Source organism: Actinomadura spongiicola, from assembly GCF_003432485.1.
Lineage (GTDB): Bacteria > Actinomycetota > Actinomycetes > Streptosporangiales > Streptosporangiaceae > Spirillospora > Spirillospora spongiicola.
On record NZ_QVNQ01000009.1, the window covers coordinates 1 to 20,306 of the forward strand.

The window sequence follows — 20,306 nt, forward strand, 5'->3', positions numbered from 1 at the left end:
TCGTGGCTGAGCGGCTGCCGCCGCCTGCATCGCCGCTACGAACGCAAGCCCGAGCACTTCCTGGCCTTCGTCGGCATCGCCGCCACCCTCATCTGTCACCGCCGACTCGCCAAATGAGATGACGTCTTACTCGCAGGAAGGGCTGGCCTGCACGGTCGCGGCCACCCGGGACGGGGTGCGCTGGGCGGCCGAGCCGGAACTGCGCATGGGCCGCGAGCCGGGTGCCGAGGAGTGGCTTGACCTCGTCGAACCGGAAGATGACGCGCTCGTGCCGCGGTCACCGCTGTCGGTGCGCGCTCTGGAGGGCTGGTTCGGGGAGGGGCGGTACCGGGAAGTGTTCGCTCTGGCGCTCGACACCGGCGTGAACCGGCTGGTGCTGATGACGACCGACCAGTTCGACCTGACGTGCACCACGGTCGAGGCAGCGCTACGGCGAGCAGAGCTGGTGACGGGGAACATGGGACTGCGCTTGGTGCATGAGAGCGTGACGACCGGACCGTAGGGGTTGCCCGGTGTCATGACCGTCGGCCCCCGGGGAGCCACGGCCGAGTCGCGGGCAGGCAGACGATGGGTGCCCTGCTCCGGGCACACCCGTACCCCTCACCTTCGGTGTCTCTCGCCCCGGGTGGCGGCCGGTCCGGCGGGGACGGCGGGACGCGCGCTGTGGAGCATCTGCGGTCGGTCACGGCCGCGCTGGGCATGGCGGGCGTCGGGCCGCACGTCACGCTGAACATCTTCCAGGACTTCGACGGCGAGGACTGCGCGCCGCGGCCGGAGCGGGTGGGGGAACGTGATCGGATGCTGGACGAGGTGACGCGCTGGGCGACGGCCCTGCGGCCGCTGCGCGCTCCCCGTCCCGGCGCCGGCGACGGCGACCGGCCCGCGCTGCACGACCCGGTCGCCTCCGCAGGCGCGCGAGCCGCCGTGGAGATGCTGGTCGCCGAACTGAACGCGGCGGCCGAGGACCAGGACGCCGACCGCTACGACGGGATGTTCGCCGCCGATGTGCTGTGGGGCAGCCCGCACGGCCGCACGCTCGCCGGCTACGATGCCCTCAACGCCGTCCACCGGCGGCTGATGGCCCGGCCGGTCGTCCCGGCCTCGCGCTACGAGATCGTCCAGACGCTGGCCCCCGCGCCGGGCGTCGCGGTAGCGCACGTGCGCCGCCGACCGGTCGCCGACGACGGCAAGGACCACCCGCTGTCAGCCGAGATGGCAATGTACGTTCTGATCGAGCGGAACGATCACTGGTGGCTGGCCGGAGGCCAGAACACGCCGATAACGGAGGCGTCCTGAAAGACCGATGACAACTCCTGGGAAGCAAGAGATCCACGACAGCCCCATCGACTGGGTGGCCAAGCACATCCGCACCTACGTCGAATCGGGCGGACGGAAAGGGCACCTCTACCATGGGTCGCCCACGCTGCTACTGACCACGCGCGGCCGCAAGTCAGGCCTGCTACGCCGTACCCCTCTCATTTATGGGCAGCACGGCGATCGCTATCTACTGGTGGCATCGAACGGCGGAGCGTCCGAGCACCCCGCCTGGTACCTGAACCTCAGCGCACATCCGGAGGTCACCGTGCAGGTCGGCACCGACATCTTCACCGCACGGGGACGTACCGCTACCCCGGAGGAGAAGGACTCGCTGTGGCAGGTGATGACGTCGGTGTTCCCTCTCTACGACCGCTACCAGGCAGCCTCTGAACGAGACATTCCACTGGTCATTCTGGAAGGCGACACACCGCTGACCGTCGCCGGGTGAGCGCGGTGGCGTAGTGGCCCCGGCACTGAGCTAGGCGTGCGGGCGTGCTGTTCGGTGTCGTCCGGTCTAGGTGGGTTATCGAGGCGGGGGCGGGGCTTGCGCGTCGGGGAAGGGGAGTCTGTCGACGGCGTCGCGTCGGCGTCGTTCGGGGCGCCGGTCGTAGCGGGCCGTGGTGGCCGGGGAGGCGTGTCCGACCAGGTGCTGGACGGTCGCCAGATCGACGCCCTGGTCGAGGAGGTCGCCGATGAACGTCCGGCGGAAGTCGTGCGGTGTCATCGGCGGGAGGGCCGCCTGTCTGCGGCGTTTGATGACCGCGTTGCGCACGGCGGCGTCGCTCATCGCGCGGTGCTGGACGGCGCCCGACCGGTGCACCGGTTTGAACAGCGGCCCGCGCGGGGCGTCGTCGACCGCGAGCCACGCGCCCAGCAGGGTGGCGGCGCTCTCGTGGAGGTACTCCAGCCGCTGTTTTTCTCCCTTGCCGACGATCCGCAGTGACCGCTCCCCCGGGTCGTAGTCCTCGCGGCGGAGCGCGGCGACCTCGGCGCGCCGTGCGCCCGTCGTGTAGAGGACGGCCAGGAGTGCCGCGTCGCGGACGCCCGCGGGTGAGCGGTCGGTGGCGCAGGCCCGCAGCAGGGCGGTGAACTCGGTGGTGTGGACGCTGCGTCCGGCGGGCAGCCGTGTCCCGCGGAAGTTCCGCACCGACGCGGCCCGCTGGTAGTCGTCGGTGGACATCTCCCCCAGCCGCCACGCCGTCCGCAGGACGCCGCGCAGCGCGGACAGGTGCAGGTTGCGGTAGGCGGGCGACCACGGCACCGGCTGCCCTTCCGCGCCGTGGGTCGTCTGGCGTCCGACCAGGGCGCGCAACGCGGTCGTGTGCTCCGCGCGCAGTTCCGCCCACGGGAACGTCTCTCCGGGTGCGGGGCCGGGTTCGCGGCCGGCGGCCGTGTGCAGCATGGCGGCCAGCCGGTGCAGGCAGGCGCTCATCGCGCGCCGCGACCGCGGGCTCTCCAGCGAGGCGACGTACACCATGAACGGGCCGCGGTCGTGCGGGCCGGTGCGCCACACGGGCGTGGCGGTGGTCGTGGCGCGCGGCTGGAGATCGTCCATGGGACGGCAGCCTAGCCGAGCCAACTTCTGAGAACGAGCATTGTCGTCAGTTAGAAGTCGCGATTTCCAAGGCTTCTTATTTTCTGGAAATAGATATTCAGAAAGTCTAGGCTGGGTGGGTGACCGTGAACGAGCAGCAGGTGACGGCTGATCGGGGCTGCCGGTACTGCGGGCGTCCCGTCCCCCGGCGCGGAGGGCGCGGCCGTCCACGCGAGTACTGCCTGGACGGCGACTGCCAGGCCCGCGCCAAGCGCGAACGGGAGTTGAGCCGCGCCGCGCCCGGCCTGGAAGGGGCCCTGGCACGCGCCGAGGACCTGTACGAGCGGATGGAGCAGGGCCTGACCGCCGCGCTGGCCCCGCTCGCCCAGGCCTTGGACGCCGAGTTGTCGCCGCGTGGGGTCGAGGCACGGATCAGCGCGGTCCGCGCCGAGGCGCAGCAGACCGTCGCGGCCGCGCTCGCCGACCGTGAGGACGCCGCCGCCCGGGCGGTCCGTGCCGAGCGGTCAGCGGAGGAGGCGCGTGAGGAGGCCGCCTCCGCCCGCGGCGACGCCCAGCAGGCCGCACGTGAGCGCGACGACGCGCTCCGAGCGGCTGAACAGGCCCGTTCCGAAGCGGACGCTGCGGTACGGGACACCCAGGAGGAGGCCGAGCGGGCGATCCGCGCGGCGCGCGCCGAAGCCGACGAGCACGTCCGCCAGACCCGTCTGGAGGCCGACCGCGTCACCGCCGAGGCGCGGGCGCAGGTCGAACAGGCCCGCCTGGAAGCCCAGGCCGCCCGGTCGCAGGCCACCGAAGCCCGCCGCGCCGCCGACACCGCCCGCGACGACGCGGAACGGGCCCGCGCGGAGGCGACCGAGGCCCGCGAGGCGCAGTCCCGCGCCGAAGGGCTCCGTGCGGCCGAGGAAGCACGTGCCCAAGCCGCCGAGCAGGCCCGCGAACGCGCCGACCAACGCGCCGCCTCGGCACGGCACTCCCGCGGCGAGGCCGTCGCCGCCCTGGAGGCCGCCCGGACCGAGATCGACCGGTTGCGTCAGGACGCCGACCAGGCGCGAGACCAGGCCGACGCCGCGCGCAGGGACGCGTCCGACCTGCGCGCCGAGAACGAACGGCTCCGCGAGCAGCTGGCCGAGGCCCGCCTGGACCTGCGCGCCGAGCAGGCACGGTCCGCCGAACTGGCCCGCGACCGTGACACCGCCCGCGCCGAGGCCGTCGCCCAACGCGAACGCGCCATCGCCGCCGAACTGGCGACCCGCGAACCGGCACCCGACTCTTCTCAGGATTCACAAGACCGGTAGCGCAGAGCGGCACCGCCGGTGAGCCGTCCGCCCCGCCTGATTCGAGAGCAGCGCAGATGATGACCGGCTGGCGACTGGAGCGAGATGCCCGGTTCGTTCCTTGCTGGAGGGGCTGGTGGCGTAGCGTCGTCCCCTTGCAAGATCAGTCAGTCGTGTCGGGTGGCGAGGGACGCCGGAGGGGGCCGGGAGCATGGAGAACCGGGCAAGCATCGAGGAACGTTTCCAGCGTGACTGGGGTCTGGAACCGCCGGAGTCCATCTTCCGGTTCTGGGAGTTCCACCAGTCCTTGGACGCGGACGAGCGACGGGCCATGCACGACGACCTCTGGCTCGGCACCGCCGGCATCATGGACCTGTTCGCCGATCCCGGCGCGCGACCCCGTGACGGCATCGACATACGCGTGCACTGGCGCTTCTACCGGGACCCGCCCGAGTTCCTGACCTTCATGACCGGTGGCAGCGACGGCCTGCACTACGGCCTGTGGTTCGAGGACGGCCGCACCTGCACCGGCGTCGCCTCCTACTACAGCAACGACGGAGGCGGCCTGGACACCAGCGCTGCGACGCCGCTGGAGGCCGTCCGCGACTACCTCGAACGGGTCTGGTTCGATCTCGACGATCCGCGCCATGGAGAAGGCGCGACCGAGGCGCGGGATCGCCTGCGCCGGCTCCGCGACAAGCTGACCGCCTACGAGACCGCGGACCGGCCCGAGGTGGGCAGGGCCTACAGCGACCGGTACCACCCGCCCGTCATCCCGCCCGTTGACCCGGACCGGATCACGACCCTGGACAGCGCGGGAGCACTCGTCGTCGGAGAGACCGCGCTGGACCGTCCCGCCCACAACGGAGCCGACCAGAACAAGTTCGCGAGGTACGTGCACGACCTGTTCCAGGACGCCGAAGCCCGCGAAGAGAGCGTGGCGGACGCCCGGGGCCGGTGTGCGGCGGGCGATCCGGCCGAGGCCCTGGTTCTGGGCCGCGACCTGCACTGGACGTCCGGCGGCGACCCGGTCCGCGAGGCTCACGCCCACGAACTCCTCGTCATGGCCTACCGCGCTTTGGGGCGTTCCGCACTCGCGGAGATCGCCGACGCTCATCATCGCCACCGCGACCTGCCGTCCGTGGACGTCCTGGCCGATCAATAGACCTGAGGTGGACGACGCGTCCCACCGGCAGTTCGCCGTCGGACGCGTCTGATGGCGTACCGGACGAGGACCCTCCGTGTCACGGTCTCGTCGAAGAGGGGGGCGCAACAGCGGATGTGGTCGTGTTGTCCGGCGGCGTCCCGCTCGCGGAAGGGGCAGCTACTCCCCCGTGACTCGCACGGCGTCGCAACACCCGGAAGCCTCACAGTGTGAGAAGAAGATCGCTGAGAGGAGACCATGACCGCTTATAAACCCGTTAGCGGACCATGGCGACCGCTGCTAGCCTTCCGATGGCCGTGCCAGAGAACGAGGAGGTGGTACCCGTGAACGCAGTATCGACATGGGTGCTCCCCTCCGGGGCCGCGGTCGGGCGATAGGTCGTCCGGGAGCGCCGTTCAAGAGCACTCCCGAAAGGCACGACCATGCGATTCACTTCTGAGCAGCGCCTCGATGACGGCGCCTTGGAACGCGAGTTCACCCTTGGTGAGATCCCCGGCATCCTGTGGACCCCCTCATCGACGTCCGCGCCGGTCCCGCTGATCATGCTCGGCCACCCGCCGCTCGGACTGCGCAGGATGTATCCCCGGCTGGTGGCGCGGGCCCGGCAGTGCGCGGTGCACGGTTTCGCCGCGGCCACCATCGAGCTCCCCGGGAGCGGCGACCGGCCCCGCCTGCCCGGCGCCGAGCAGGCCCGCGTCGCCCTGCGCCGGGCCCTGGAGGCCGGCGAGCCGGTCGGCGAAGAGATCATCGACGCCCTCGTCCTCCCGCTCGTCGACAGGGCGGTCCCGGAATGGCAGGCCACCTTGGACGTCCTCCTGTCGCTGCCCGAGATCGGAGGACCGGTCGGATACTCGGGGGGAGTGATCTCCATCGGCATCCGGCTCGCGGTGGTCGAGCCGCGCATCGTGGCCGCCGGCCTGTTCGCCGGGAGTTTCGTGCCCCGCACCATGTTCGAGGAGGCCCGGCAGGTCACCATTCCGCTGCATGTGCTCCTGCAGTGGGATGACGAAGGCAACGACCGGCAGGTGGCCCTGGACCTGTTCGACGCCTTCGGTTCCGAGGAGAAGACGCTGCACGCCAACATGGGCGGGCACACCGGTGTTCCGCACTTCGCAGGGGAGGACGCGGCCGGGTTCTTCGCCCGGCATCTGCGCCAGCCGCAGGTTGGGGCCGCGCCGTCGGGCCGGCAACGGCGGTAGGCGGCACCGGCCGGCACGCCGCCATCGAGGACAGGTCCCGAGCCTCCTCGATGGCCGTGGCCGGCACACCGCACAACCGCCCCAACACCGCCCTCATCAGCTGGGTCCATGCCGCCAACTCGTTGAGCCGAGATGACGCCTTCGGGAGGTCGGTGAGGTCCAGGTGGCGGTCGGTGCGCAGCCGGACCTGCCCGTCCGGGGTCATGTTGGTGTGGACGGCGGGGTGAGCCCACGCCCGTCCTCCGCGCCAGACCGATGTGATCCGGAGGCACGGCCGAATCACGGACGAAGTGCACACGTCCGGGGTGGGAGGGCGCCGGCTGCCCTCCCACCCCGGGTCGTGAGGCCTACAGGACCTTCAGGAGCCCGCCGTCGATGACGTAGTCGCTGCCGGTGACGTAGCCGGCGGCCGGGGAGCCGAGGAAGGCGATCACGTTGGCGACCTCCTGCGGGGTGCCCCAGCGGCCCAGGGTGACGTTGACCTGATCGGGCAGATCGTTCATGAGCTGCTGGAAGTCGCCGCCGCGGGACTGGCTGAGGCGAGGGCCGTACTCGTCCCACAGCGGGGTGCGGATGAGCGCGGGTGAGACGGTGTTGACGCGGATGCCGCGGGGGCCGAGCTCGTCGGCGAGTCCCTTGCTGAAGGCGGTCAGGGCCGCCTTGGAGGCTCCGTACCAGTGCGGGCCGGTCGCCGGCCAGTGCGCCACGCTGGTGGAGACGTTGACCACCGCCTCGCGCAGGCTGGGAAGCAGGGCCCTGGTGATGCGCACGCTGCTGAAGAAGTTCAGCTGGAAGGCCCGCTGCCAGGTCTCGTCGCTCAGGTCGGGCAGGGCGCCGAGGTCGAGGCCCGCCAGGCCGCCGACGCCGTTGACGAGCAGGTCGACGCCGCCGAGTTCGCTGTCGGCGACCCGCCGCAGTTCCTCGATCCCGTCCGCGGTGAGCAGGTCGGCCTCGACGGTGACGGCTCCGCTCCTCTTGAGCTGGTCGGAGACCGCGCGGTCGGCGCCCAGCACCCGGGCGCCCTCGGCGATCAGGGTGCGGACGACCGCGCCGCCGATGCCGCCGCCGGCGGCGGTGACGACCGCGGTCTTGCCGGCAAGATGCAGATCCATGTTTTCTCCTCCTCTTACTTGATCGCCTGCAGGGCGAGGTCCGCGGACGTCAGAGCCCGCTCGCCCGCGCTGAGCGAATCGTGAATGAAGTGAACGGATACGTCGGTGATGCCGCAGAACTCCGAGATGCCCTCCCGCAGGACGCGGGCGACCGGCTCGTCCCAGCCGAGTTCGGCCCACCGCTCCCGCGTGTAGCTGACCAGGCCGAGCCAGAGCATCTGCTTGTCGCGCAGCCGCGGCACCCTGCGGCCATAAGCGAAGCCGTAGTTCCACACCCGGTCGATCCAGCCCTTGAGGATGGCCGGCAGGCCGAACCACCAGACGGGGAAGACCACGACGATCACGTCCGCGCGGTCGAGTCGCCGCGCGTGCGCCCGAACCTCCGCGGAGTAGGGCTTGTCGCGGTCGGCCCAGTCCGGCTCGTCCGCCGGGATCATCCGCGGGTCGAACCCCTCGGCGTGCAGGTCCAGGAGATCGACGGTGAGCCCGTCGGCGGCGAGCCGCTCACCGACGCGATGAGCGAGTTGCGCGGTCAGTGAGTCGGGGCGGGGGTGGGTCAGGACGAGCAGGGCGTGCCGTCCGGCGCTCACCTTTCCGCCAGATGGACGAGCATCTTGCCGAGGTTGGCGCCGTGCAGCACCCCGAGGAGCGCGGCGGGAGCCTGCTCCAGCCCGGCCACCACCGTGTGCTCCTCGCGCAGCGAGCCGTCGGCGAGCCAGCCCGCGGCACGCTCGATCCACTCGGGGAACAACGGGAAGTAGGAGCTGACCAGCAGGCCGCGCAACGTGAGCTCCTTGCTGTAGGCGGTGTAGAGGTTGCGCGGGCCGTGGACCGCCCCGGTGGCGTTGTACTGGCTGATCGCCCCTACCAGCGCGAACCGGCCGCCCGGCCGGGCCGAGTCGATGGCCGCCTCCAGATGCTCGCCGCCGACGTTGTCCACGTAGACGTCGATGCCCCCGGGCGCGGCCTCGGCGAGTCGGGCGCCGATGGGGCCGTCACGCCGGTCGAGGCCGATGTCGAACCCGAAGTCCTTCACGAGCCGGGCCACCTTGTCGGGGCCGCCCGCCGAGCCGATCACCTTGACCGCGCCGAGCCGGCGGGCGAGTTGCCCGGCCACGAGGCCGACCGCCCCGGCGGCTGCGGAGATGAACACCGTGTCGCCGCGCTGGACGGGCGCCACGCGGGTCAGCGCGGCGTAGGCGGTCAGGCCGGTGGTGCCCAGCACCCCCAGGTACGCCGCGGGCGGGGCGAGCGCGGTGTCGACGACGGTGGCGTCGGAGCCGTTCAGGACGGCGAAGTCGCGCCAGCCGAGGAAGTGCGAAACCGTCGCCCCGACCGGGACGTCGGGGTCCCGGGAGGCGATCACCTCGCCGACCGCGCCGCCGTCCAGCGCCGCGCCGAGCCGGAACGGCGCGATGTAGGACGGGGCGTCGTTCATCCGTCCGCGCATGTACGGATCGACCGACATCCACAGGTTGCGCACCAGGATCTGGCCGTCGCCGGGTTCGGGCACCTCGGTGTGCACCAGGGCGAACTGGGACAGGGACGGCTCGCCGTGCGGGCGTTCGACGAGCTGGATCTCGCGCCCCCTCATGCCGGGAGGTCCAGGATCGGGTAGTCGGTGTAGCCGCGGTGGTCGCCGCCGTAGAAGGTGTCGGCGTCGGGCTCGTTGTAGGGGCCGCCCGCGCGGACCCGGTCGGGCAGGTCGGGGTTGGCCAGCCACATCGTGGCCAACGCGATCGCATCGGCGACTCCCTCGCGCAGGGCCGCCGCCCCGGTCTCGGGCGTGGAGGGGAAGGAGTCGGCCGTGGGGTGCGGGCACAGCAGCAGGCCGCCGGGCCACTCGTCCCGGACGAGCCTGGTCATGTCGCGGGTGACGGCCTCGAACAGGTGCAGGTACGCCAGCGGCGTCGGCGCCAGCGCGCGCACCAGGGCGCGGTAGAGGTCGGCGGTGTCGCCCTCGACGATCCCGTTGTAGGCGAGCCCCGGCGACAGGCGCAGTCCGACCCGCTCCGGGTCGACCGCGGCGGCGACGGCCTCGACCACCTCCACGGTGAGGCGGATGCGGCCGGCGATGGAGCCGCCGTACCCGTCGGTGCGCAGGTTGGAGCCGTCGGCCAGGAACTGGTGGAGCAGGAAGCCGTTCGCGCCGTGCAGCTCCACCCCGTCGAAACCGGCGGCGATCGCGTTGCGGGCGGCCGCGGTGAAGTCGGCGATGGTGGCGGCGATGTCGTCGGCGGTCATCTCCCGCGGCACCGGATGCTCCAGCATGCCGTCGGGGGTGAAGAGCGATTCGCCCGACGCGACCGCCGAGGGGGCCAGCGGCAGCGCGCCGTCGGAGTACAGGATCGGATGGCCGATCCGGCCGCAGTGCACGAGCTGGGCGACGATCCTGCCGCCGGCGGCGTGCACCGCGTCGGTGACCGTCCGCCACGCGTGGACCTGCTCGTCGGTGTGCAGGCCGGGCGTCTGGATGTAGCCCTGGCCGATCTCGCTCACCTGGATGGCCTCGGTGATGATCAGCCCGGCCGAGGCGCGCTGGGCGTAGTACCGCGCGGTCAGGTCGCCGACCAGCCCGCCGTACGCCCTGCTGCGCGTCATCGGTGCCATCACCAGCCGGTTCGGCAGCTCAAGCTTGCCCAGGGTGACCGGTCGGAAGAACTCGTCTTTGGGGTTCACTGCGTCGTCCGTTTCTTGAGGGATCGGGTACGCCCCAAGATTCGGCGAAGGTCGCGTCCGCACCCAGATCCCCGTTCTGGCTACCCACCCGGTGACCAGCCAGGACATGACCGGCTACGCCATGACCACCATCCTGAAACGGATCATTTTGAACCGACCACGCCAGCCCGGCCTGCCGGGCCGCCGCGGCGGATCCGAAGCCGCCGCCTGTACGGCCTCGCTGTTGATCAAGGAAGCCGCGGGCTAGGCGAGGGGGAATCCGGGTGTGGCGAGAGCGGCGAGCCGACGCACCCGATCGTGCGACGGGGTGCCCGGTCGGGCCGACCAGAGCAGGAGACCCCGGACCTCGGGGTCGTCCGGAAGGAGCACGCGCTGGTAGTCGAACTCGATGGGGCCTTCCACCGGGTGGTCCCACACCAGGCTCTCGCCGCTGCCGGACCATTCCTCCACTTCGTGGGCCTGCCACAGCGCCTCGAACTCCGGGCTCCGCATGCGCATCGCCGCGATGTGCCCTTTCAGGCGCTCGTCGTGCGGATAGCGGGCCAGGCCCGTACGCAGATAGGCCACGTTGGCGCGGGCGTTGCGCTCCCAATAGGCGCCCCACCGCCGCGCGTTCTCGTTGAGGAACAGGTAGTGCGACGCGGTGCGTTGGCTCGGCACCGGACCCATTTCGCCGAACACCTGGTGGAACAGGGCGTTCCAGGCCAGCAGTTCGGTGCGGCGGCCGATCAGAAGGGCGGCGGTGAGCACCATGGAGTCCATCAGACCGAGCAGGCCGGGGCGGACGCCGGCGGACTCGTCGCTCAACGAGCCGGGCGCATCCGGCCGGGCCAGCCGGTGCAGGTGCGCCCGCTCATCCGCGGTCAGGCGCAGTGCGCCGGCGATGGCGTCCAGGACCTCGGCCGACACGTTCTGGCTCTGGCCCTGTTCGAGGCGCGTGTAGTGGGTGACGCTGACGCCGGCGAGCTGGGCCAGTTCCTCGCGGCGCAGCCCCGGCACCCGGCGCTGCCTGCCGTAGCTGGTCAGCCCGACCTCCTCCGGGCGCAGCCGGGCGCGGCGCGATTTGAGGAACCGGCTGAGCTCGCTCTGGACGTCCACGAACGAACAGTACAGGCGGGTTACAAGGCGATCCATGAGGGGTGCCGGTCATGTCGTAGCCGGTCACGTGCTGGCCGCCCGCCCCCGGGAACGGGATCTTGGTGTGGAGGCGACCTTCACCGAGATCTGGGGTGGGCACGGGCGTGGCGTCGGCAGCGGTACGTTGTGGTGTCCCTGGCGGGCGGGCGCTTGATCAGATGTCTGCGAAGGTGCGCCGTGGGGCCGTGAGGAGCAGAGCCGCGCGGACCGCGGCTACGCGGTCGGATCGATCGAGGTCACCGGCGAACCCCCGGGACCGCCGCCAACCCGAACGGGCTATGCAGGACGGCGGTGCCATGGCGGCGGCGGGCACCATAGCGTTCACGAACCCGCCTCGCCCATCTCTGACGGAGGGTGCATGACGTACGAGGACGTTGTGGCCGAGTCCGTGGCCGTCGAGGCAAGGCTCGCGGACCCTGCCGTGTACCGGGATTTCCTCCTTCACCGCCGGCTGCGGCGCAGCAGTGAGGCGCTGCGGCGGTTACTGCGGCTCGGTCCGCTGCGCGCCGATCTGGCCGCCGCCCGCGAGTTGGGCTGGACGGCGGAGATCGACCGGCTGGCGAGCGAAGTCGCCGCGCTCGAACGCGACGTCGCCCGCTGGGACCGTCACGACCCCTACGACGTGATCATGCACGTCAGGGGGCGGAAGCCGGACGACGATCAGGACACGGACCTGGGACTCGAAGCGGAACACCAAAAGATCGACCTGCTGCGAGAGTACGAGGCCCTCGCCCGCCGACGCGGCTGGCACGTCCGCTACCTGGACCAGGCCCGCGACCACTCCACCTTCGCCCTCACCGCGGGAGAGGGCGAGACGGGCGTCTGGTCGGTGCTCAAGGGCGAGAGCTCGGACTGGGTGACGGTACTCCCCGACGTCGGTGCCGAATTCCAGCTTTCCGGCGACGGGGAGGACCTACGCATCGAAACGTTCTGCCCGCCCCCTTACCGCCGTCCGTTCGACCTCCTCACCGTCCGGGTGACCCATGTGTCCTCCAGGGTCTCCGCGTGCGGAATGGCTCGTCGTCCGGGGGAAGCAAAGGCCAACGCGCTGCGCGTGCTCCGGGCCCTGTCGGCCGCCGGACTGTCCGAATGGTAGGTGCCTGTTCCTGCACCCGAGCCGTCCACCTGAGCGATGGGTCGCCGGACGGGCGATGATGTTAAGCCGTGTGGACGGGGCGGCAGTGTGCGGTGCCCGAAGAGGGGTTGTCGGCGGATCGTCGCTCCAGGCGCAGGTACCGCTCCGCGAGATCGGCTCGTCACGGGGTGGCGACCACGGCATGGCGTCCGAGGGCGCGCCGCCCCAGGACTCTGCCGAGCTGAACGCCTACCTCAGTGCTCCCCTCCACGGTCTGCGCCGGGCGCACGTCCAGCCTGCGGCTCACTGTTGTCGCAGGAGCCTCGGGCCGATTGGTTGGCCTTGTCGTCACCGCTGCCCCGTCCGTCCTCGATCAGTCGACTCCGGCGACGATGGCGGGAACGCACTCCCCCACGCTCACCAAGGGCGTGGGTGGCGGCCCGCTTGGCGTCGTTCGCCGCAGGCCGTCTGCTGAGGCGTCTCGTGGTGCCCCTCGGCGCGCAGGCGTCGCGTCGGGTCGCCGCGGGCCGGATCCACGTTCGTCAGTCGTCCCATCGGCGTCCCTTCAACGCCGGAGCGCGCCCCGTCATCCGCCGGTGCGTGGGCGGTGCCGGTCGGGGACGTTGCGGGCGCGCGGTCGTCAGGTGATAGAGCAGTGCCAGGAGCGTGACCGCGGCGGCCGGTAGGCCCAAGGCGGTTGGTGGGAGCGCGACCCATTCCTGGGCCAGTCCGCCGAGGCCGCCGCCGAGGGCCATCCCGGCGTAGATGGCCGAGGAGTTGAGGCCGAGAAGAACCGGCGCCGCGGCCGGGCTGAGGGCTATGAGCCGGTGCTGTTGGGGCACGACCACGACGCCCAGGGCCGTGCCCCAGACCAGGGCCCATACCAGGGTGGACGCCAGCGTGGCGGTCGCGACCGAGGTGAGGGCCAGGGCGACGGCGCCGACGGCGAGGGGGGCGGTCAGCACCCGCGCGGGGTCGTACCGGTCGACCAGTCGTCCGGCGACGATGTTCCCGGCCAGGATGCCGACTCCCCAGGCCAGCAGGACGACGGTGAGCAGCGCTTCGGAGCCGTCGGTCGCCTTCCTCAGGGCCGGGCCGACGTAGGTGTAGAGGGTGTAGGCGCCGAGGAACACCAGCGTGGTGACGGTCAGCAGCGCGAGGACCCGTCCCTGCCTGAGCGGACGCAGCCGGTCCCGCAGGGAGGCGGCCGGGAGTGTCACCTTGGGCAGGCCCGCGGCGATTCCGAGGACCGCGGCGAGGCCGATCCCGGCGACGGCCCACAGGGTGAGGCGCCAGTCGGTGCGGCCGATCAGCGTGCCGAGGGGAAGGCCCAACGCGGACGCCAGCGTGAGGCCGCCCAGCACGAAGGCCAGTGCCCTGCCCCGGCGTTCCGGGGGCGCGATGGCCCCCGCGGTGCTGGCGGCGGCGGAGTTGATCATCCCGGCGCCGATCGCGGTGACGACGCGGGCGGTCATCACCACCTCGTAGCCGGTGCCCAGAGCGGTGGCGGCGTTGCCGACCACGAAGACCGTCAACGCGACCAGGAGCGCGGACCGCCGGTCCAGTCGACCGGTGAGCGCGCCCATGAGGGGCGCCGACAGGGCCATCACCAGGGCGAACACCGTCACCAGCTGCCCGGCGGCGGGGGTCGAGACGTGCAGGTCGGTGGCGATGGCGGGAAGCAGGCCCGCGATGACGTAGCTGTCGGTGCCGACGGCGAAGGTCGCCAGGGCGAGGGGGAGCAGTCGTTTCCACACCGGGTGGTGCCGCCTTTCCGAAGGAGCCTCGGACGTGCCGAACGACACCCTAGGCAATATATGGATACTTGTCCATGTATCAAAGTGTCGTATCATGCCGGTGTGCGACACACGGGAGGCGGCCATGCGTGAGGTGTCACAACCGGCGGTGGAGGACATCCGGCTGGTGGACGTGTTGCGCGCCCTGGCCGATCCGGTGCGGCTGGACCTCGTCCTGCGGCTCGACCGGATGGGTGAGGACCTCTGCAACGCGATCGGCGCCGAGATCGGCGTTCACCAGACCACGTTGTCGCACCACTACCGGGTCCTGCGCGAGGCCGGTGTGACATGGACGACGGTGCGGGGCAGGTCCCGCCTGATTCGACTGCGCCGCGAGGACCTCGACGCACGCTTCCCCGGTCTACTCGACGCCGTGCTGAACGAGCGGCGCCGGGCCGGTGACACGACGACCGCCGGCACCGTCGAGGCGTCGTAAACCTCAGGAAACATCTGGCTCGGCAGCGACGGAGGGCGGGCCGGTGACGACGAGCAAAGCGCTTAACGGTCGCGATACTCAAGCCGTAACCGACCGGTTCCGGCTACGCCCATGGGTCACTGTTCCGCGTCTCCATCAACGGCGCGGATCGGCCGCCGCCCTACAACCTCGCGGGTGAAGCGGTTCTGATCCGGTCAGCGAGGAGTGTCATGGCCGGGCCGGACGCCAAGGGGCGCGCGACGTCCGTCCTGCTGGGCGGCATCACGCTCGCGTGCGTCGCCGGGGTGCCCGCGGGCGCGGCGCTCGGTCACGCCCTCGGCTGGCGGTGGGCGTTCTGGGCGGTGGCGTTGCTGTGCCTGCCCGCCGTCGTCGCCGTGGTCCGGTCGGTGCCGGAAACCGCCGCCGGGGCCTGGACGGTGCTCGACGGCAACGGGGAGCGTTGCGCAGCCCGAGGTCGGTGGTCGTGCTGCTGGTGGCCGCGCTGGTGAACGCCGCCACCTTCTGCGTCATCACCTATCTGGAGCCGCTGGTCACCGACGTCGCCGGTTGCGCCGCGGGGTGGGTGCCGGTGACGCTGGCGCTGTTCGGTCTCGGGTCGTTCACCGGGGTCACCGTGGCCGGACGCCTGTCCGACGCGCGTCCCATGCGGGTCCTTCTACCGGGCGGGTCGCTCTCCTCGGCGGATGGACGTTGTTCACGGTCGTGGCGGGAAGCGCCGTGGCCTTCTTGGTGCTCGTGTTCGTCCAGGGGGCTTTCTCGTTCGCCGTGGGGTCGACGTTGATCGCTCAGGCGCTGTACGCGGCGGCCCCGGAGCCCTCGCTGGGGTGGGTCGTTCGCGACGGCCGCGCTGAACGTGGGCGCCGCCGGCGGTCCGGCGGTCGGTGGGGTCGCCGTCGCCGTCCGGTTCGGGCTTCGCTCGCCGTTGTGGGTGAGTGCCCTGTTGGTGGCGGTGGCGTTCGCCGTCGCGGGTCTCGCTCGGGGGGCGCGTCGCCTGTGGGCCGTCGACGGAGCCGGTCCGGGGACGGTCAGTGGACGAAGACGCCGGCGCGGGCCGCGGCGTCGGCGGCCGCGGCGGCGCGGTCGGCGGTGGCCTCGTCGATCGGGTCGCCGGTGATGAACAGGCGGTGGTAGAGGGGCGCGACGGCGGCGCGGACGACGTCGGCGGCGTCGGTTCCGGAGGGGACCTCGCTTCGCTGGGCGGCGCGCCGGACGATGACGGCGGACTGCTCGTGCCGGCGGGCGAGGAACGTGTGCAGGGCGCGGGCGGCCTCGGTGCTGTGCGCGGCGGCGGACACGAACGCCCGGGAGACGGGGCCGTGCTCGGGGTCGGTGAGGCCGGTGAGGACGAGCCGTGCGAGTGCCCGCAGGTCACCGGCCAGGGTGCCGGTGTCGGGGATGGGCCACGGTTCGCCGGACGCGGCGTCCAGCGCGTCGGCGATGAGGCCGTCGGCGCTCCCCCACCGCCGGTAGACGGTGGTCTTGTGCACGCCGGAGCGGGTGGCGACGTTCTCCACGGTGAGACCCGGGTAGCCGTGCTCGGACAGTTCGGCGAGCGTGGCCTGCCGGACGGCGTCGCGGACCCGGGCGGTGCGGCCGCCGGGGCGGGCGGTGCCGGGCGCGGCGCTGGTCAAGCGACGTGCCCGCCGCGCGGGCGCCCGGGTCGTCGGCGAGGTTCCACACCGTCATCGTAACGCGACACCGGTTGCGTTAGGCGTGCGGTCGGGTCGCGCGTCCTGGTCGCCGGTTGGCCCCGCCAGGGTGTGCCGGGGTCCCGGGTCTCTACTGGCCGGTAGTGACGCTAAGGCTTGGTCCGCAGGTCAGCGGCGATCGTTGCAGCTGAGAGCGTTCGAGTGATCAAGTTTTGGCGCTACCGGGCGATAGTCGCTAGAAGCGCCCGCATGGTTACGTTTCATAGCTTATGAGTTCCTGTCGGATGAGCAGGTGCGGCGGTACGGAGCGTTCGTGACGGGCCCGACGCCGGAGCAGTTGGAGCCGTTCTTCTTCCTGGACGCGGCCGGGCTGGGGGTCGCGCAGACCGAGCGGCGGCACAACCGGCCGGGCTGGACGGTCCAGTGGGGGACGGTGCGGATGCTCGTTCCTGGAGGATCCTCTGGACGTGCCGCAGGTGGTGGTCGACTACGCCGCCGGGCAGCTCGGGATCGAGGACCCGTCGTGCCTCAAGCGGCACGCCGAGCGTACGCCGACGCAGTACGACCATGCGCGGGAGATCCGGGACCTGCTGGGGTTCCGGGACTTCGGCGACGTCGACTCAGCGATCAGGGGGTTCGCCGCTTCCCGGGTGGCGGCGACGCGGGATTCGCGGCGGGAGCCGTTCGACCGGGCGGTGCTGCGGCTGGTGGAGGACCGGGTGCTGCTGCCGGGGATCTCGACGCTGGCGCGGCTGGTGCGCGATGTCCAGCGTGATGGCCTGCGGGAGATCAACCGCGTGGTGACGGGCCCGGTCTCGCCGCACACGCGGCGGGAGCTGATCGCCGCGCTGAAGGTGCCGGACGGTAAGCGGGTCTCGACGCTGGAGTCGATGCGGACCCCGGTGACCAAGTTGACGGGGACAGGTCAGGTCGAGGCGCTGGACCGCGCGTCGTTCGTGATGGGGTTCGGTGGCGGTACGGTGGATCTGTCGACGGTGGCGCCGGTGAAGCTGGCGGAGCTGGCGTCCTACGGGCTGCACGGGTGTACACCACCCGCATTACCATCGCCGAGCGACAGCCACCACCAGGCAACTGAGCAGCACGCTTCACATCAGAATGGGTACTCGCCCGCAGTCCGCCGTGTGTCGTCCGCGTCCGCTTACCGCTCCCGGACGGCGTAGGTCAGGTGCGTCACCTCCGGGGAGGGCTCCGCGCGGATCTGCTCCAGAGCCACGCGCCCGGCGTCCACGCCCTCGAACAGGCGGATTCCGGAGCCGAACAGTACGGGCGACAGCGCGATCGAGAACTCGTCGATCAGGCCGGCGTTCACGTACTCCAGGATCGTCGCGCCGCCGCCCGCGATGCGGACGTCCCGGTCGCCGGCGGCCTCGCGGGCCTGGTCGAGCGCGGACTCGATGCCGTCGTTGACGAAGTGGAACGTGGTCCCGCCCGGCCGCTCCCAGGGGTCACGCTTCTCGTGCGTCACGACGAAGACCGGCGTGTGGAACGGCGCCTCCTCCGGCCACATCCGCTCGCCCGCGTCGAACATGCGCTTGCCCATCACGCTCGCGCCGGTGCGCTCGAACGTCTCCCGCGCGATGTCGTTGTCGCGCCCCTCCTTGCCGCCCCCGCCGAGCTTCAGGTTCTCCCGGAAGAACCGCTGCGGGAAGATCCTCGCCTGCAGTTCCATCCACTGCCGCTGCATCAATTCCTCGGGGGACTCGGGCGCGATGAACCCGTCCAGCGACATCGACACGCTGAAGAACACCTTCCCGGCCATCAGTTCTCGACTCCCTTCTGAACGATCTCGGTGACGTAGGCGGCCAGGTTGCTCAAGGTCTGCTGTCCGGCCTCGATCGCGTGGTACTTCTCGGCCGCCTCGTCGCGCAGTTCCTTAGTGGGGAACACGGCGCGCATCTCGATCCGGGTCGCCGCACCGTCGGGCTCGAACGTCAGGACCGACTCGAAGGCGTTCGGGTCGCCGCGGGACTCACCGTGCAGCATCGCGATCCGCTCCGGCTGGGCGATCTCGGTCCAGGTGATCCACTCCTGGTAGTCCGTCCCGTCCGGTCCGTGCATCACGAAGTCCCATTCTCCGCCGACGTGGAACTCGAACGCCCGCGTGGTCGTGGTGAACCCCTCCGGCCCCCACCACCGCGACAGGTGCCGCACCTCGGTGAACGCCTCGAACACCAGTTCCCGCGGCGCGTCGATGGTCCGGGAGATCACGATCTCCCGGTCGGCCGTCGCGGACGGGACCGCCGCTCCTCGTCCTGTCTCGCTCACCAGCTACTCCTTCTGCCTTGCCTGCTTCAGGTCCTGCACGTACGCCTCCAGCCGGTCGAAGCTCTCGTCCCAGAACCGCTCGAACCCGCCGGTCCACTCGTGAACCGGCCGCAGCCCGCGGGCGTCAAGGCCGTACAGGCGCTGCTTGCCCGCCTTGCGGTCCCGCACCAGCCCCACCTCCCGCAGCACCCGCAGGTGCTTGGAAGCCCCCGGCTGGGTCATCCCCAACTCCAGGGCCAACTCGGTCACCGGCCGCTCACCCGCCCGCAGCAGCATCAAGATCTCCCGACGCTGCGGCTCGGCGATCGCATTGAAGACGTCCGACGTCGTCGCTGCTCGTGCCATGACCTCATCGTATACCCATATCGGCATGCGTCAATTCGGAGGAATCAGGCGGGTTCGTCAGACGGCGATCGCCACCGACCCCCCTGAGCCGGCCCGCCCGCAAGGCCCATCACGTGTACGCCCTCCGCTCGCTTGGGGCCCGTGACGCGCTGCTTACCGGCATCCAACCCGGATCAGCCTTGGCGTCACTACCGGGCAGTAGAGCCCTGCGACCCCGTGCCCTGCGGTTCCGCCGACGGGTCCGGCGCGGGGACGGTCACGCGGGGTCGAGGCGTGGACACGTTTAGGCGACGAGCACGGGGAACGGCTCTAGCCAGGCTTCGAGACGAGCAGGACACGCGGAGGGGGCCGGAGTTATGAGCACTGTGCGGCCGGCACACGACGGAACCCAGGCCGGGCCCGACGTCACGGGCGCCCACCGGCAGGACTACGGTCACGCCCCCGAGTTCGACGGCGCACGACGCGAACCGGGCACCGGTGAGCTGGTCCGGCAGGCCAGCCAGCAGGTGTCGGAGTTGATGCGCGCCGAGCTGCGTCTCGCGGTGGCGGAGTTGAAGGACAAGGGCCGTCACGCCGGGACCGGCGCCGGGATGTTCGGCGGCGCCGCGCTGGTGGCGCTGTACGGGGTGGGGGCGTTGCTGGCGGCGGCGATCGCGGCGATCTCGCTGGCGCTGCCGGTGTGGGCGGCCGCGCTGATCATCGGCGGGTTCCTGATGGTGGTGGCGGGGGTGCTGGCGATGCTGGGCCGTTCGCAGACCAGGCGCGCCACGCCACCCAAGCCGGAGAAGGCCATGGAGGGCGCGCGGCGGACCGTGGCCGAGCTCAAGGAGAGGGCGACGCATCGATGACCACGCAGGGCAGGCACGGCGCCGACGCCGGGACCGAGGAGCTGCGCCGGCAGGTCGATCGGGCGCGTCACGATCTCGGTGAGACCGTGGAGCAGCTCGCGGCCAAGGCGGACGTGAAGGCCATGGCCAGGGAGAAGGCCGCGCGGGCCAGGACCAGGGCGCGGGAGACGGCCGCGTCGGCCCGGGACGTCGCCGCGTGGGCGCGGGACTCGGGCGCCGTGGAGCAGGCCGGGCGGGGCGGTGTCGTGGTCGGGGCCGCGGGTGTCGTGGCGTTGACCGCGGTGTTGATCCGGCGGCGCCGCGCTCCGCGGGGACGGTGGTCCGCGCTGACGCGCCGCGCCCACCGCCGCCGCCCCGTACAGATCCGCTTCCGTCCCGAGCAGCGCCGCGCCGTGCAGGTGCAGTGGCGGCGCGGCCGTTCGATCCGCTGAGA

Annotated in this window: 25 protein-coding genes and 2 pseudogenes; 16 read left to right on the forward strand and 11 right to left on the reverse strand. The window is 71.6% G+C overall.

Annotated features, from left to right (window positions below):
* The 4 genes and pseudogenes from D0T12_RS26070 to D0T12_RS26085 all read left to right on the forward strand — a co-directional run.
* Window positions 1–117 (forward strand): annotated as a pseudogene (locus D0T12_RS26070) (IS5/IS1182 family transposase); the annotation flags it as partial.
* Between the two features lies 1 nt (window position 118).
* Window positions 119–502 carry a hypothetical protein gene (locus tag D0T12_RS26075; RefSeq protein WP_117402529.1) on the forward strand — a complete coding sequence of 128 codons (384 nt, stop codon included), beginning with the start codon at window positions 119–121 and terminating at the stop codon, window positions 500–502.
* Between the two features lie 107 nt (window positions 503–609).
* The gene (locus D0T12_RS36000; protein ID WP_199487712.1) at window positions 610–1,296 is read left to right on the forward strand and encodes an SgcJ/EcaC family oxidoreductase; all 687 of its coding nucleotides are present in this window, start codon (window positions 610–612) and stop codon (window positions 1,294–1,296) included.
* A gap of 55 nt (window positions 1,297–1,351) precedes the next feature.
* Window positions 1,352–1,765 (forward strand): nitroreductase family deazaflavin-dependent oxidoreductase, encoded by a 414-nt coding sequence (locus tag D0T12_RS26085; protein ID WP_325050845.1) that lies wholly within the window; start codon window positions 1,352–1,354, stop codon window positions 1,763–1,765.
* Window positions 1,766–1,840: 75 nt separating this feature from the next.
* On the opposite strand, the gene D0T12_RS26090 is transcribed toward D0T12_RS26085, so the two are convergent.
* Entirely contained in the window at window positions 1,841–2,872 is a 1,032-nt protein-coding gene (locus tag D0T12_RS26090; protein ID WP_117402533.1) for a tyrosine-type recombinase/integrase, read from the reverse strand.
* Window positions 2,873–2,991: 119 nt separating this feature from the next.
* Between D0T12_RS26090 and D0T12_RS26095 the strand changes: the two genes are divergently transcribed.
* The 3 genes from D0T12_RS26095 to D0T12_RS26105 all read left to right on the forward strand — a co-directional run bounded on the left by D0T12_RS26095 (window position 2,992) and on the right by D0T12_RS26105 (window position 6,510).
* Window positions 2,992–4,167, forward strand: coding sequence for a coiled-coil domain-containing protein (locus D0T12_RS26095; protein WP_117402535.1), 1,176 nt, complete (start codon window positions 2,992–2,994; stop codon window positions 4,165–4,167).
* 190 nt (window positions 4,168–4,357) lie between these two features.
* A complete protein-coding gene (locus D0T12_RS26100; protein ID WP_117402536.1) occupies window positions 4,358–5,311 on the forward strand; it encodes an ADP-ribosylation family protein in 954 nt (317 codons plus the stop codon).
* A gap of 422 nt (window positions 5,312–5,733) precedes the next feature.
* Window positions 5,734–6,510 (forward strand): alpha/beta hydrolase, encoded by a 777-nt coding sequence (locus D0T12_RS26105; RefSeq protein ID WP_117402537.1) that lies wholly within the window; start codon window positions 5,734–5,736, stop codon window positions 6,508–6,510.
* Between the two features lie 347 nt (window positions 6,511–6,857).
* Here the strand turns inward: D0T12_RS26105 and D0T12_RS26110 are convergent, their stop codons facing one another.
* Genes D0T12_RS26110 through D0T12_RS26125 form a run of 4 tightly spaced genes read right to left on the reverse strand, consistent with a single transcriptional unit; the run spans window position 6,858 to window position 10,301 of the window.
* Window positions 6,858–7,622, reverse strand: a complete 765-nt coding sequence (locus D0T12_RS26110) for an SDR family oxidoreductase (protein ID WP_117402538.1) — start codon at window positions 7,620–7,622, stop codon at window positions 6,858–6,860.
* Between the two features lie 14 nt (window positions 7,623–7,636).
* Entirely contained in the window at window positions 7,637–8,212 is a 576-nt protein-coding gene (locus D0T12_RS26115; RefSeq protein WP_117402539.1) for an NAD(P)H oxidoreductase, read from the reverse strand.
* Window positions 8,209–9,216, reverse strand: a complete 1,008-nt coding sequence (locus D0T12_RS26120) for an NADP-dependent oxidoreductase (RefSeq protein ID WP_117402541.1) — start codon at window positions 9,214–9,216, stop codon at window positions 8,209–8,211. The genes D0T12_RS26115 and D0T12_RS26120 overlap by 4 nt, the downstream gene beginning before the upstream one ends.
* A complete protein-coding gene (locus D0T12_RS26125) occupies window positions 9,213–10,301 on the reverse strand; it encodes an alkene reductase (RefSeq protein ID WP_267900423.1) in 1,089 nt (362 codons plus the stop codon). Before D0T12_RS26125 ends, D0T12_RS26120 begins: the two co-directional genes overlap by 4 nt.
* Window positions 10,302–10,407: 106 nt before the next feature.
* Between D0T12_RS26125 and D0T12_RS35555 the strand changes: the two genes are divergently transcribed.
* Window positions 10,408–10,548, forward strand: coding sequence for a hypothetical protein (locus D0T12_RS35555; RefSeq protein ID WP_158581636.1), 141 nt, complete (start codon window positions 10,408–10,410; stop codon window positions 10,546–10,548).
* Here D0T12_RS35555 and D0T12_RS26130 read toward each other — a convergent pair.
* The gene (locus D0T12_RS26130) at window positions 10,545–11,399 is read right to left on the reverse strand and encodes a helix-turn-helix domain-containing protein (RefSeq protein ID WP_158581637.1); all 855 of its coding nucleotides are present in this window, start codon (window positions 11,397–11,399) and stop codon (window positions 10,545–10,547) included. The two genes, D0T12_RS35555 and D0T12_RS26130, sit on opposite strands and share 4 nt — an antisense overlap.
* Before the next feature lie 397 nt (window positions 11,400–11,796).
* Between D0T12_RS26130 and D0T12_RS26135 the strand changes: the two genes are divergently transcribed.
* Window positions 11,797–12,534, forward strand: a complete 738-nt coding sequence (locus D0T12_RS26135; protein ID WP_117402547.1) for a peptide chain release factor 1 — start codon at window positions 11,797–11,799, stop codon at window positions 12,532–12,534.
* A 521-nt stretch (window positions 12,535–13,055) separates the two neighbouring features.
* Here the strand turns inward: D0T12_RS26135 and D0T12_RS26140 are convergent.
* Window positions 13,056–14,318: an MFS transporter gene (locus D0T12_RS26140; RefSeq protein WP_199487713.1), complete on the reverse strand. Its 1,263-nt coding sequence runs from the start codon at window positions 14,316–14,318 to the stop codon at window positions 13,056–13,058.
* A gap of 76 nt (window positions 14,319–14,394) precedes the next feature.
* Here D0T12_RS26140 and D0T12_RS26145 point away from each other — a divergent pair, with 76 nt between their 5' ends.
* From D0T12_RS26145 to D0T12_RS36755, 3 genes are all read left to right on the forward strand, one after another.
* Entirely contained in the window at window positions 14,395–14,745 is a 351-nt protein-coding gene (locus tag D0T12_RS26145; protein WP_117402972.1) for an ArsR/SmtB family transcription factor, read from the forward strand.
* A gap of 209 nt (window positions 14,746–14,954) precedes the next feature.
* Complete coding sequence (locus tag D0T12_RS36750) at window positions 14,955–15,233, forward strand: MFS transporter (RefSeq protein ID WP_117402549.1); 279 nt, start codon at window positions 14,955–14,957, stop codon at window positions 15,231–15,233.
* Window positions 15,185–15,526, forward strand: coding sequence for an MFS transporter (locus tag D0T12_RS36755; RefSeq protein WP_147339646.1), 342 nt, complete (start codon window positions 15,185–15,187; stop codon window positions 15,524–15,526). Before D0T12_RS36750 ends, D0T12_RS36755 begins: the two co-directional genes overlap by 49 nt.
* A 244-nt stretch (window positions 15,527–15,770) precedes the next feature.
* Here D0T12_RS36755 and D0T12_RS26155 read toward each other — a convergent pair whose 3' ends face one another.
* Window positions 15,771–16,376: a TetR/AcrR family transcriptional regulator gene (locus D0T12_RS26155; protein WP_117402551.1), complete on the reverse strand. Its 606-nt coding sequence runs from the start codon at window positions 16,374–16,376 to the stop codon at window positions 15,771–15,773.
* Between the two features lie 295 nt (window positions 16,377–16,671).
* Between D0T12_RS26155 and D0T12_RS37455 the strand changes: the two are divergent.
* Window positions 16,672–16,827, forward strand: a pseudogene (locus D0T12_RS37455) (hypothetical protein); the annotation flags it as partial.
* Window positions 16,828–16,843: 16 nt separating this feature from the next.
* Entirely contained in the window at window positions 16,844–17,575 is a 732-nt protein-coding gene (locus D0T12_RS26165; protein ID WP_117402553.1) for a DUF4158 domain-containing protein, read from the forward strand.
* On the opposite strand, the gene D0T12_RS26170 is transcribed toward D0T12_RS26165, so the two are convergent.
* The 3 genes from D0T12_RS26170 to D0T12_RS26180 are packed head-to-tail and all read right to left on the reverse strand — an operon-like array spanning window position 17,554 to window position 19,025.
* Complete coding sequence (locus D0T12_RS26170; protein ID WP_117402555.1) at window positions 17,554–18,174, reverse strand: dihydrofolate reductase family protein; 621 nt, start codon at window positions 18,172–18,174, stop codon at window positions 17,554–17,556. The genes D0T12_RS26165 and D0T12_RS26170 overlap by 22 nt on opposite strands.
* Window positions 18,174–18,680, reverse strand: coding sequence for an SRPBCC family protein (locus D0T12_RS26175; protein WP_117402557.1), 507 nt, complete (start codon window positions 18,678–18,680; stop codon window positions 18,174–18,176). Before D0T12_RS26175 ends, D0T12_RS26170 begins: the two co-directional genes overlap by 1 nt.
* A 3-nt stretch (window positions 18,681–18,683) precedes the next feature.
* Complete coding sequence (locus tag D0T12_RS26180; RefSeq protein ID WP_117402974.1) at window positions 18,684–19,025, reverse strand: ArsR/SmtB family transcription factor; 342 nt, start codon at window positions 19,023–19,025, stop codon at window positions 18,684–18,686.
* Between the two features lie 356 nt (window positions 19,026–19,381).
* Here D0T12_RS26180 and D0T12_RS26185 point away from each other — a divergent pair, with 356 nt between their 5' ends.
* Together D0T12_RS26185 and D0T12_RS26190 are read left to right on the forward strand one after the other, a co-directional pair.
* Window positions 19,382–19,873: a phage holin family protein gene (locus D0T12_RS26185; RefSeq protein WP_117402559.1), complete on the forward strand. Its 492-nt coding sequence runs from the start codon at window positions 19,382–19,384 to the stop codon at window positions 19,871–19,873.
* Window positions 19,870–20,304: a DUF3618 domain-containing protein gene (locus D0T12_RS26190; protein ID WP_117402561.1), complete on the forward strand. Its 435-nt coding sequence runs from the start codon at window positions 19,870–19,872 to the stop codon at window positions 20,302–20,304. Before D0T12_RS26185 ends, D0T12_RS26190 begins: the two co-directional genes overlap by 4 nt.
* The last annotated feature ends 2 nt before the right edge of the window (window positions 20,305–20,306 follow it).